The sequence below is a fragment of the Acrocarpospora corrugata genome, assembly GCF_009687845.1.
GTDB classification, from domain to species: domain Bacteria; phylum Actinomycetota; class Actinomycetes; order Streptosporangiales; family Streptosporangiaceae; genus Acrocarpospora; species Acrocarpospora corrugata.
Genome location: NZ_BLAD01000150.1, coordinates 1 through 8,591, shown reverse-complemented (window position 1 = coordinate 8,591; position 8,591 = coordinate 1). Strand labels below are relative to the sequence as shown.

General features: G+C 67.5%; 9 protein-coding genes. 5 read left to right on the top strand and 4 right to left on the bottom strand.

Features of this window, described 5'->3' with window-relative positions; genetic code table 11:
• The 4 genes from Acor_RS41460 to Acor_RS41445 all read right to left on the bottom strand — a co-directional run.
• Positions 1-531: class I SAM-dependent methyltransferase (locus Acor_RS41460; RefSeq protein ID WP_155342239.1), on the bottom strand; the 531-nt coding region annotated here is incomplete at its 3' end.
• Positions 532-575: 44 nt separating this feature from the next.
• Entirely contained in the window at positions 576-1,295 is a 720-nt protein-coding gene (locus Acor_RS41455; RefSeq protein WP_155342238.1) for a PIG-L deacetylase family protein, read from the bottom strand.
• A gap of 113 nt (positions 1,296-1,408) precedes the next feature.
• Positions 1,409-2,317 (bottom strand): M23 family metallopeptidase, encoded by a 909-nt coding sequence (locus Acor_RS41450; RefSeq protein WP_155342237.1) that lies wholly within the window; start codon positions 2,315-2,317, stop codon positions 1,409-1,411.
• Between the two features lie 80 nt (positions 2,318-2,397).
• On the bottom strand, positions 2,398-2,745 hold the full coding sequence (locus Acor_RS41445) for a hypothetical protein (protein WP_155342236.1): 348 nt from the start codon (positions 2,743-2,745) through the stop codon (positions 2,398-2,400).
• 214 nt (positions 2,746-2,959) lie between these two features.
• On the opposite strand from Acor_RS41445, the gene Acor_RS41440 reads away from it, so the two are divergent.
• The 5 genes from Acor_RS41440 to Acor_RS41420 form a co-directional block, all read left to right on the top strand.
• Entirely contained in the window at positions 2,960-3,775 is an 816-nt protein-coding gene (locus tag Acor_RS41440) for a hypothetical protein (protein ID WP_155342235.1), read from the top strand.
• 191 nt (positions 3,776-3,966) lie between these two features.
• On the top strand, positions 3,967-6,177 hold the full coding sequence (gene pcrA, locus Acor_RS41435; RefSeq protein ID WP_170317367.1) for a DNA helicase PcrA: 2,211 nt from the start codon (positions 3,967-3,969) through the stop codon (positions 6,175-6,177).
• A 193-nt stretch (positions 6,178-6,370) separates the two neighbouring features.
• On the top strand, positions 6,371-6,775 hold the full coding sequence (locus Acor_RS41430; protein WP_155342234.1) for a coenzyme B12-dependent isobutyryl CoA mutase small subunit: 405 nt from the start codon (positions 6,371-6,373) through the stop codon (positions 6,773-6,775).
• A 227-nt stretch (positions 6,776-7,002) separates the two neighbouring features.
• Positions 7,003-8,184 (top strand): ADP-forming succinate--CoA ligase subunit beta, encoded by a 1,182-nt coding sequence (sucC, locus tag Acor_RS41425; protein ID WP_155342233.1) that lies wholly within the window; start codon positions 7,003-7,005, stop codon positions 8,182-8,184.
• On the top strand, positions 8,184-8,591 hold a 408-nt coding region (locus tag Acor_RS41420; protein ID WP_174876273.1), incomplete at its 3' end, for a CoA-binding protein. The genes sucC and Acor_RS41420, both read left to right, overlap by 1 nt.

Sequence of the window (8,591 nt, the reverse complement as noted above, 5' to 3'; positions counted from 1 at the left end):
AGCGGTGGGTGGGGGTGGGGGGAGGTAGGGCGTGAGGAGGTTGCGAAGGGTGGCTTGGAGGGTTTGGTCCTCTTCGCGGTCTTCGGCGAAAGTGGCCAGGGCCAGGCGTCCGCCGGGACGGAGGACGCGGGCGATCTCGCGGGCCGCCTGGGGCATGTCGGGCACGAAGAAGATGACCAGGCCGCTCTGGACCGCGTCGAAGGATTCGTCGGGGAAGTCGAGGGATTCGGCGTCGCCGAGAGTGACCCGGGCGTTGGTCACGCCTCTGCGTTCGAGCTCCGCGCCGGCCTCGCGGACCATGCCGGGGGCGAGGTCGACGCCGTGCACGAACCCGGTGGGTCCGACGCGCTCGGCCGCGGGGAACAGGCTCGCCCCCCGGCCGCAGCCGACGTCGAGGACTCGTTCCCCGGGCTGCGCGTGCAGCGCGAGCCGTGCCCCCACCGGACCGAAGAAGTCCACGCCGACCTGCTCGTAATCGCCCGCCGCCCGGTCGAAGATCCCCGCGACATACGCCTTCGCCTCTTCACTCACGACGCGACCCTACGCCCCGGCACCGACATTTCCCGGCCCCGGCTTCACCCCGTCGAAACCACCTGGAACCCCTCCGCGTACGAGCCTTCCGGCAGGCCTGCCGCGTTGGCGTTGTTGGTCAGGAATGTCTTGACCATCTTCTCCAGGTCGGGCAGGTGGCCGGTCTGCGTCTCGTGCGCGCGGAGGGCGGCGATCTTGCGGTCGACCGTGGCCGTGACGTCCACGTAGTGGTTCGGGGTCGGCGAGCCGATCAGCCACACCTCGCGGACCGTCCAGGCTTCCAGGCCCTCGTCGTTGAGGAGTTCCGGGAACGCGTACGGATTGCGGGCGTCCGGGTAGACCGCGTCCAGAGCGGCGCTGCCGACCGCGCGGTGGTCCGGGTGGCTTGGGCCGATTCTGGCGTAGTTGCGTTCGGGGGTGGAGGTGAAGACCAGGTCGGGACGTACCTGGCGGATGACGCGGGCGATGTCGCGGCGCAGGGCCAGGGTGGCTTCGAGCATTCCGTCCGGGTAGCCCAGGTTGCGGACATCCGTCACGCCCACCTGTTTCGCCGCCGCGACCTGTTCGGCGCGCCGGAGTTCGGCCATGTCCTCGGCGTCCACCGTACGGTCGAAACCGCCCGCGTCGCCGGCTGTGGCCAGCAGATACACCACCTCGACGCCACGGTCGACGAAGGTCGCGATCGTGCCCGCACCGCCGAAGTCGATGTCATCCGGGTGCGCGGTGACGACCAGGACCTTGTTGATGTCCGCTGGATCCAGCACGACGTTCCTCCTCGAGTCTCCAGCGGCAACATAGCGCCATGGAACGATAATTCCCCCAAATGCCGGTACGGCTCCCGCCATCCAGGCGGAAGCCGTACCAGGAGGAAAGGCATTTAGCAGTCGCGGATCACGACGCCGTTGTTGTCCTTGGCCTCGTCGTTGCCCCAGCGGGAGAGGTAGTAGGCGGAGACGTACTGGTTCTGCCAGGGGCTGCCGCTGTCCAGGTCGGTCTTCAGCCACCAGTGGTTGTAGGCGCTGCCGACCTGCACGTTCGGGCCCCAGACCTTGCAGTACACGTAGTTGGTGCCGGCGTTCAGGGTGCCGGTGCGGGTGCCGCCGGGGGAGGAGTAGCCGGGGGCGGCGGCGAAGGTGTCGACGTAGTACTTGGCCGGCGCGGGCGGGGGCTGGGTGCCGCCGCCGCAGCTGTTCACGTTGCGGAAGGTCTGGTTGTTGGCGGTGCCGTAGGTGGCGCCGTTGAACACCGAGGTGACCCGCTCGGTGCCCGCCGCGCCCCAGGTCGCCGTGCCGTTGCCGTTGGCGTCGAAGGCCTGCTCGAAGTGGAGGTGCGGGTGGTTGTTGGAGGTCGGTCCGGTCCGCCCGACGGCGCCGATGACCTGGCCCTTGGAGACGACGGCGCCGACGCCGACGGCCCGCGACTGGAGGTGGATGCCGGTGGTGAACCAACCGCCGCCGTGGTCGATCTGGATCATGTTGCCGGCGTTGGAGTGGAAGAAGGACTGGACGACGCGTCCGGCGGCGGCGGCGACGAAGGGCGCGCCCTCGGTGCCGACCTGGTTGGGCTCCTTCACCATGTCGAGGGCGGGGGAGTGCGCCCAGGTGTCGAGCCGCCACTGCTGGCCACAGGGGAAGGGCAGCTGGAAGTCGGGGCGGGCGGTCATGGTGACCGTGCCGGCGGAGGCGGCCGTGTGGGTGGCGAGGGGCGCCGCGGCGGCGGCCAAGGTGAGGGCGAGCAGGATGGACCGGCCGAAGGCCGGGCGACGGAGGATTGAGAGAGCTGACATCGGGACTTTCCTTTCACATTAATTCAGCAAATGGTGAATTTTTGAGGGTGTGCACTACTGAGGGCCGTGCTCGGGAAGTTTCAGCAGTAGGGGAGGCGCATGCTGATCTGCTGCCAGTTGTCGGCGTAGATGGCGGGGATGTAGACGAGTGACCCGTTGAGGTCGGTCAGGACCCACCAGTTGCTGGCGGACCCGCCGAGGACCACCATGGGGCCTGTCACCTTGCAGTACGCCGCGTGCGGGCCGGCCTTGACGATGCCCCTCGGCTGACACATGGGAGTGTCGTTCAGGCAGGGGCTGGGACGTCCTGCGACGTCAGCGAAGGTGGTGACGGTCTGCCCGGGAAGTGCGTGGGCGGCCACGGGGGCCGCCGCCGCCCCGCAGAAGGCCAGCGCCGCGATGAGCACCAGCCGTCCGGTTGTACGCATTGAGCCCTCCTCGTGTCTCGTCGGGGTGATGACCGAAATCAAGCACGAGGCGGCCGGGGGGCGTCAGGGGGTAGCCGGTCAGAACAGGTCAGAACCGTTCTGAACGGCGTTCTCCCAGGTAGGGCGGTTCGTTCAGAATCAGTTGATTCTGGGTTCCGCGCCCGGCATGATGACCCTGCCGAAAACGTCCGGCTCTTCGAGGGGGCCGAGTCCCATGGCCGTCACTGACGATCCACCTCCGCCCACCCCGGAGGGCGCACTCGGCTGGCCCGAGTTCACCGAGAAACTCCGCGAGTTACACGCCTGGTGCGGTCGCCCCAAATACGCGACCTTGTCAAAGAGCGCCGGTATCGCGCCGTCGGCCATCTCCAACCTGATCGGCCGCAATCCGCTCAGCCGCCCACCAGAAGCGGCCACCCTCCGCTTCGTCGAAGCCTGCCTGGCCCAGGGCGGCCTCCCGCCGAAGGCGATCCAGGAGCAGTCCCGCCGCTGGCGCGCGGCCTGGACCGCCCAGACCAACCAGGAGACCGTCCCCGCCCCGGTGGCGACTCCCCGCCCGGTACGGCAACGCCAGCCCATCAGCGTGATCGTGATCGCCGTCGCGGTCGGACTGGCAGGCGCACTCTGGGGTCTGACCCGATCCTCCCCCGAGGTCCCGTTCACCACCACGGCGGCACCACCCGCGGACGCCGCACCCCGCTGCGTCCCCAAACCGACAACGATCTCCGACACCCGCCAGGGCCAGACCTGGAACGGCCTGTTCCAATGCCCCAACACCCCCGCCACGGACGTGTACGAGTTCGCCAGAACCGGAGTGATCGTCGGCCAACTGGAGTCCAATCCGAGCTGGTTCGTGTGCTGGGCCAAGGGCGAGCGCCACGCGGGCGGAAACGACATCTGGTACTACACCCAGGGCGACCATTCAGCCGGAAAACGAGAACTGGACGCCTGGGGCTTCGTACCAGGCTCCATGCTGGAAACCGACCTAGACCCCGACCCCGGCCTAACCCGCCAGTGCACCTTCACCTAACACCCCCCCTCCCCGGCAACCATCGACCTTACGAAGCCCCCGGCTTGGCCGCGCCTGTGTCTGGACTGAGGAACGCAGGGTCGCGGAGCGGCCCGGAGTGACGAGGGAAGACACAGGCTAAGGAGCGGCCAAGCCCGCCGATCCGGAGGATCGGCAGTATTACTGTCGGTGGGTGGCAATAACCTAGGGGGGTGTCGAGCCTCGTAACCCACCCCTTGCTAGATGGTCTCAATCCGCAGCAGCGGGAGGCCGTGGTTCATCAGGGCGGGCCCCTGCTGATTGTCGCGGGGGCGGGGTCGGGGAAGACGCGGGTGCTCACGCATCGGATCGCCTATCTGCTGGCTGAGCGGGATGTGCATCCTGGCGAGATTCTGGCGATCACCTTTACCAATAAGGCCGCCAAGGAGATGAAGGATCGGGTCGACAAGCTGGTCGGGCCGCGGTCCAAGGCGATGTGGGTGATGACGTTCCACAGCGCGTGTGTGCGGATTCTGCGGCGGGAGTCGAAGCGGCTGGATCTGCCGTCCAGTTTCTCGATCTACGATCAGGCGGATTCGCAGCGGCTGATGGCGCTGGTGTGCCGGGAGCTCGATCTCGATCCGAAGAAGTATCCGCCGCGGTCGTTCTCGGCGCAGGTGAGCAATCTCAAGAACGAGCTGGTCGACTACGACACGGCTGGGGACAAGGCGCAGACGCATCTGGAGAAGCAGATCGCGGAGGCGTACAAGCTGTATCAGCGGCGGTTGGTCGAGGCCGGGGCGATGGACTTCGACGACCTGATCATGAACACGGTGGCGCTGTTCCAGCTGTTCCCGGATGTGGCCGAGCATTATCGGCGGCGGTTCCGGCATGTCATGGTGGATGAGTATCAGGACACCAACCATGCGCAGTACACGCTGGTCAGGGAGCTGGTGGGGACGCGGAGCACCCAGGAGGACGGGGAGCCGCTGGAGCCGGCCGAACTGGTCGTGGTCGGGGACGCGGATCAGTCGATCTACGCGTTCCGGGGGGCCACGATCCGGAACATCCTGGAGTTCGAGCGGGACTATCCGTCGGCGAAGACGATCCTGCTGGAGCAGAACTACCGGTCTACGCAGACGATTCTGAACGCCGCGAATGCGGTGATCTCGCGGAATGCCAGCCGGAAGCCGAAGAACCTCTGGTCGGATCAGGGGGCCGGGTCGCAGATCGTGGCGTACGTGGCCGACAACGAGCATGACGAAGCGATGTTCGTCGCGCAGGAGGTCGATCGGCTGCAGGACGAGGAGAAGATCACGCCGGGGCAGGTGGCTGTGTTCTATCGGACGAACTCGGCGTCCCGGGTGTTCGAGGAGATCTTCATTCGGACGGGGCTGCCGTACAAGGTGGTTGGGGGGGTGCGGTTCTACGAGCGGAAAGAGGTCAAGGATCTGCTGGCGTACCTGCGGGTGCTGGCGAATCCGGCCGATACCGTGTCGTTGCGTCGCATTCTCAATGTGCCGAAGCGGGGGATCGGGGATCGGGCCGAGGCGACCATCGAGGCGTTCGCGGGGCGGGAGCGGATCAGTTTCTGGGAGGCGTTGCGGCGGGCCGACGAGGCGCCCGCGCTGGCCACCCGGTCGTTGAACGCGATCAAAGAGTTCATCGCGAAGCTCGACGATCTGCGGGCGAAGGAGCTGCCGCTGTCGGACCTGGCTGAGGAGGTGCTCGCCGGGACCGGGTATCGGACCGAGTTGGAGACTTCCGGTGATCCGCAGGACGAGAGCCGCCTGGAGAACCTGAACGAACTCATCTCCGTGGCCGCCGAATTCGAGGAGGCCAATCCGGAGGGCACGCTGGTCGACTTCCTGGAGCAGGTGTCGCTGGTCGCCGACGCCGACCAGATCCCCGAAGGCGAGGACCACGGTGGCGTCGTCACGCTGATGACGCTGCACACCGCCAAGGGCCTGGAGTTCCCGGTCGTCTTCCTGACCGCCATGGAGGACGGCGTCTTCCCGCACATGCGCTCCCTCAGCGACCCGAAGGAACTCGAAGAGGAGCGCCGGCTCGCCTACGTCGGCATCACCCGGGCCGAGAAACGCCTCTACCTCTCCCGCGCGGCCGTCCGGACCTCCTGGGGCGCCCCCTCCTTCAACCCCGCCTCCCGCTTCCTCGCCGAAGTCCCCGACGAGCTGATCGACTGGCGCAACGACCCCAAGAAGAACGCCTGGCGCGCCGCCACCGTCCGCACCCCCGCCGCCCGGACCACCGACCGCAAAATCCCCAACCTCAACCCCGGCGACCGCGTCACCCACGACTCCTTCGGCCTCGGCACGGTCGTCTCCGTCGAAGGCCGAGACGGCAAGACCAGCGCCAAAATCGACTTCGGCAGCTCAGGCCAGAAGACCCTGATCCTCGCGTACGCCAAACTCGAAAAGCTCTGAGGGCCGGCGGGTTCTCCCACCCACCCGCCCTTCGGGACGCTCGCGCTCGGCGCCATTGGCCTCCGGCCCCGGCCAGGGCACCCGTCGCCGAATCCGCCCAACCGTCGGCATACCTTCAGCACGCCTGCGACAGAGCATCCGGTCCTCCCATGGCCGCATGTGTGGCCGCCACACCCGTATGTACAGTGCGGACATGGAATCCAGGATTCGGGTGGTTGTCGGGAAGCCGGGGCTTGACGGGCATGACCGGGGGGTGAAAGTCGTCGCTCGGGCACTTCGGGATGCGGGGATGGAGGTCATCTACACGGGATTGCATCAGACCCCCGAGCAGATCGTGCAGACCGCGATCCAGGAGGACGCCGCCGCGATCGGCCTGTCGATCCTGTCGGGGGCGCACATGACGCTCTTCGCGCGAGTCCTGGAGGTTCTGCGCGAACAGGACGCGGAGGACATTGTGGTGTTCGGTGGCGGGATCATCCCGGACGGCGACATTCCTGAGCTTCAGCGGCTCGGCGTGGCGCAGATCTTCACGCCCGGCGCGACCACGGACGAAATCGTCAACTGGGTCCGCACGGCCATCCCGCAAGTCGCGAGGTAGCACTCCGGCCGCGCACGGCTATCCGCAACTCGCGAGATAGTCCTCCGGCTGCGCGGCACAGCTAGTTTGTGTCACCATGCCGTAATTCAGGAGTGTTGGCAAGGGTTAACCACACCCCGTGACATCGTCACACCGCTGCTGGGGCTAGGCTTCTTGCGCGGAAAAGCCAGGCTGGATGAAGCCGTCTGGCCGCTGACATCTAGGCGACATCAAAGGGACGGACCCTCGTGGACCTGTTCGAACATCAGGCGAAGGAGCTCTTCGCGGAGTACGGCATCCCGGTGCCGCGCGGAATCGTCGCGCACACCGCGGAGGAGGCGCGCGCGGCGGCCGAGCAGCTGACCGGGCGGGTGGTCGTCAAGGCCCAGGTCAAGACCGGCGGCCGGGGTAAGGCCGGGGGCGTGAAGGTGGCGGACGACGCCGCGGACGCCGAGCAGAAGGCGGGCCAGATCCTCGGGATGGACATCAAGGGCCACACGGTCCACAAGGTCCTGATCGAGGAGGCGAGTGACATCGCGGAGGAGTACTACTTCTCCTTCCTGCTCGACCGGGCGAACCGTACATTCCTCGCGATCTGCTCCGCTTCCGGCGGGATGGACATCGAAGAGGTGGCGCACACCGCGCCGGAGAAGGTCGCGAAGGTGCCGGTCAGCCCGCTGACGGGGGTGGACCTGGCGAGGGCCAGGGAGATCGCGAAGGCGGGTGGCCTGCCGGAGCGGTCGCTGGACGGCGCGGCCGCGCTGATCGAGAAGATCTGGGCGGTCTTCGTGGACGAGGACGCCTCGCTGGTCGAGGTGAACCCGCTCATTCTGGCCGCGGACGGCCAGGTCAAGGCGCTGGACGGCAAGGTCACCCTGGACGAGAACGCCGAGTTCCGCCAGAAGGAGCACGTGGCCTACGTCGACAAGGCGGCCGAGGACCCGCTGGAGGCGCGGGCCAAGGAGAAGAACCTCAACTACGTCAAGCTGGACGGCAACGTCGGGATCATCGGTAACGGCGCGGGCCTGGTCATGTCGACCCTGGACGTCGTCGCGTACGCGGGCGAGTCGGTGCCGGGCAAGCCGAAGCCGGCCAACTTCCTGGACATCGGCGGCGGCGCGTCGGCCGAGGTGATGGCGAACGGGCTGGAGATCATTCTGTCCGACCCGGCGGTCACGTCGGTGTTCGTGAACGTCTTCGGCGGGATCACCGCCTGCGACGCGGTCGCCAACGGCATCGTGTCGGCGTTCAAGCTGCTCGGGGAGCGCGGCGAGACCGTGACCCGGCCGCTGGTGGTCCGGCTGGACGGCAACAACGCGGCGCTGGGCCGCGAGATCCTGCAGAGTGCCGGGCTGCCCGGCGTGGAACTGGTCGACACGATGGACGAAGCGGCCAAGCGCGCCGCCGAACTCGCGGCGGTAGGTGCGTAATGGCTATCTGGCTCACCGAGAACAGCAAGATCATTGTTCAGGGCATCACCGGGTCCGAGGGCACCAAGCACACGCTGCGCATGCTCGCCTCCGGCGCCAAGGTCGTCGGCGGGGTGAACCCGCGCAAGGCGGGGACCGTGCACGAGGGCCTGCCGGTCTTCGCGTCGGTCGCCGAGGCGATGGCGTCCACCGGCGCGGACGTCAGCGTCATCTTCGTGCCTCCGGCGTTCACCAAGGACGCGGTCAAGGAGGCCATCGACGCGGGCATCCCGCTGGCCGTCGTGATCACCGAGGGCGTCCCGATCCACGACACGACCGAGTTCTGGGCGTACGCGGTGGCCAAGGGCAACAAGACCCGGATCATCGGCCCGAACTGCCCCGGTATCGCCTCTCCAGGTGCCTCGAAC